The sequence below is a fragment of the Lonsdalea britannica genome, assembly GCF_946477055.1.
GTDB lineage: Bacteria > Pseudomonadota > Gammaproteobacteria > Enterobacterales > Enterobacteriaceae > Lonsdalea > Lonsdalea britannica_A.
Window position 1 is genome coordinate 1 of record NZ_CAMKXG010000372.1, and the last position, 2,600, is coordinate 2,600.

Consider the following 2,600-nt stretch of genomic DNA (forward strand, 5'->3'; position numbering starts at 1 on the left):
TGCAAACACAGAAATTCTTCATGAGGGTCAGGGGTGAATGAACCCGTGGCGGAAACAGCGGAAATTAACAGAGGAGCCTTCCATGAATCGCTGCGGTTGGGTGACGGCCGACCCGATATATCTGGCCTATCATGATGACGAATGGGGTAAACCCTGCACTGACAGCGACAAGCTATTCGAGATGCTCTGTCTGGAAGGGCAGCAGGCAGGTCTTTCCTGGATTACCGTGTTGAAAAAGCGCGAACGCTATCGGCACTGCTTTCATCAGTTCGACCCGCTAAAAATTGCAGCCATGACGGAAGACGATATCGCCCAACTGATGCAAGATCGCGGCATTATTCGCAACCGTCTCAAAATCGAGGCGATCATCGCCAATGCCCGGGCGCGTTTAAATATGGAAGCGCAGGGCGAAAATTTCTCTGACTTCATCTGGTCGTTTGTCGACCACCGTCCCATCACGCACTCCTACGCAACGCTGGCCGAGGTGCCGGCTCAGACGGCCACTTCGGAAAGCCTGTCGAAGGCGCTCAAAAAACGCGGTTTTAAATTCATCGGTCCAACCATTTGTTACGCCTTTATGCAGGCGGTAGGGCTGGTCAACGACCACACGACTGACTGTAGTTGCCACCCGAAAAAGCGTTAATTCACACGGCACGGGCAACGTCCGAAGCAACAACGATAAAGCCGGACAAGATGGGCGAGCCAGTTTAGCAAAAGCGAAATCGCGCTCTTTTGCTGTCATAGTGTCGTGATAATGTAGAGGGTAAAAGCGTAGGAAAGGATTGCCTCGCATTCTACCGATTTGTTCATCGCGCTGGCCGCGGCATTTTTATCCGCTGTCCGCCACGATGTGTGATATCGCTCATTTTCCGCGACAATATCACCGCCATCGATGAGCGTGACAACGGAAAGAGATACAGACTAGGACTGCATTAGTGCTAGCTTGTGTTTGGGTTTTTACATTAACGACAATAAGGGAATATTGTATGAATAAAACCATGGCTAAACTCGCCTTTATGATGATGATGGAATGGTTCATCTGGGGCGCCTGGTTCGTCACGCTCTGGCCTTTTCTCAATCATAACGGCTTCACTCCCACTCAAATTGCCTGGTGCTACTCCTGCACCGCGATTGCAGCCATCATTTCTCCCATCGTAGTGGGATCGCTGACCGACCGTTTTTTCCCGGCGCAAAAAGTGTTGGCGCTGCTGATGCTGGTGGGCGCGGGCCTCATGTTTTTCACCGCGCAACAAACGCATTTTAATAGCTTCTTTCCGCTGCTGCTGGCTTACTGCCTGACCTATATGCCGACCATCGCATTAACCAACAGCATCGCGTTCTCCAATGTTACGGATGTCGAGCGTTACTATCCGCGGATACGAGTTATGGGAACGTTAGGGTGGATTGCTGCGGGCATCGCCTGCGGATTTCTCCCTTCCCTGCTGGGCTATGGCGACATCGCCGCAACCAAAACACCGCTGCTGATTGCCGCCGCCAGCTCCGCTCTCCTCGCGGTGTTCGCCCTGTGTCTGCCGCACACCCCGCCGAAAGGTCACGGGAAACTCAGCCTTTCCGTGATGTTGGGATTGGACGCGCGCGTATTGCTGAAAGATCGCAGCTTTCTGGTCTTCTTTATCTGCTCATTTCTGTTCAGCATGCCGCTATCGTTTTACTACATCTTCGCCAACGGCTATCTCACCGAAATCGGTATGTCGAACGCCACCGGCTGGATGACGTTAGGACAGTTTTCAGAGATCTTTTTCATGCTGGCGCTGCCTTTCTTCATCAAGCGTTTCGGCATCAAATACGTGTTGATTCTTGGTCTGGCGACCGCGCTACTTCGCTACCTGCTTTTTATTTTCGGCGGCACCGAGCAGCTGTTCACCTACGCCCTGCTGTTTATCGGCATCCTGCTTCACGGCGTCAGCTATGACTTTTACTTTGTCACCGCCTATATCTATGTCGATAAAAAGTCCCCGGTCTACATGCGCACGGCGGCGCAAGGCCTGATTACATTGGGATGTCAGGGAATCGGCAGTCTCCTCGGATACCGACTCGGGGGACAGCTGATGGAAAAATGGTTTTCTTACCCCGAACCGGTTCAGGGCCTGACGTTCCACTGGGCTGGAATCTGGGGATTCGGCAGCGTCATGATTGCCGTCATTTTCATCGCCTTTCTCATCCTGTTCAGAGAGCCGGCGCAAGGCGTTAAACCGATAGAGATCAAACAAAGTAAAAATGGATGTGGTAATACCATGACATAACCTTGCCATACGCTAACATCGAGAGAATTCACAGAAGATAGCGTCTTTTCGCATTGCGGAAGGGCGCTATCCTGTTTTGATCAGGGGAGAAGCAAAAGGAATGATCATGTCGCAAATAAAAGAGAATCGCATTGCAGGGGCGCTCTACGGCCAGATGCTGGGTGATGCTATGGGTATGCCTGCCGAACTTTGGCCCCGTACGCGCGTTAAGGCGCACTTCGGCTGGATAGATCGTTTTTTGGACGGCCCGCAGGACAATATCGTCGCTCGCTACTTCAAAGCCGGTGAATACACCGACGACACCGCCATGGCACTGGCGTTAGCGGATGCGTTGAT

The 2,600-nt window shown here is 52.3% G+C and carries 3 protein-coding genes; all 3 read left to right on the plus strand.

Annotated elements, in window-relative coordinates; translation table 11 throughout:
- The first annotated feature begins 82 nt into the window (after positions 1-82).
- Positions 83-643, plus strand: a complete 561-nt coding sequence (locus tag Q7O77_RS16790) for a DNA-3-methyladenine glycosylase I (protein WP_304169886.1) — start codon at positions 83-85, stop codon at positions 641-643.
- A 343-nt stretch (positions 644-986) separates the two neighbouring features.
- Positions 987-2,264 (plus strand): nucleoside permease, encoded by a 1,278-nt coding sequence (locus Q7O77_RS16795; protein WP_304169888.1) that lies wholly within the window; start codon positions 987-989, stop codon positions 2,262-2,264.
- 106 nt (positions 2,265-2,370) lie between these two features.
- Positions 2,371-2,600, plus strand: a 230-nt coding sequence (locus Q7O77_RS16800) for an ADP-ribosylglycohydrolase family protein (protein WP_304169890.1), incomplete at its 3' end; no start/stop codon positions are given.